The sequence below is a fragment of the Kineococcus sp. AC630 genome (genome assembly GCF_979255925.1).
The window spans coordinates 1-231 of record NZ_CEEDMJ010000178.1 but is presented as its reverse complement, the minus strand read 5'-3'; the positions used below and the strand labels follow the sequence as shown (position 1 = coordinate 231).

Annotated in this window: 1 pseudogene; it reads left to right on the top strand. The window is 80.1% G+C overall.

Going from position 1 to position 231, the window contains the following annotated elements:
- A pseudogene (locus tag AC0I8G_RS26330) lies at positions 1 to 231 on the top strand (glycosyltransferase); the annotation flags it as partial.

The following is a 231-nucleotide window of genomic DNA, read 5'->3' as shown; positions in this document are numbered from 1 at the left end:
CCCCCGGGTGGGTCCTGCCGGTGGCGGCCGGGGAGAGCGACCTCGTCGTCGGGCGGCGACGGCCGCTCGGTCGTGGGGTCTGGCCCTGGCACGCGCGGGTCGCCAACGCCGCCCTCGCGGCGCGGGTCCGGTCGCGCACGGGGCTGGAGGTCCACGACCTCGCCCCGGTCCGGGCGGCACGGCGACGCGACCTGCTCGCGCTCGGGGTACGCGACGTCGACCTCACGGACC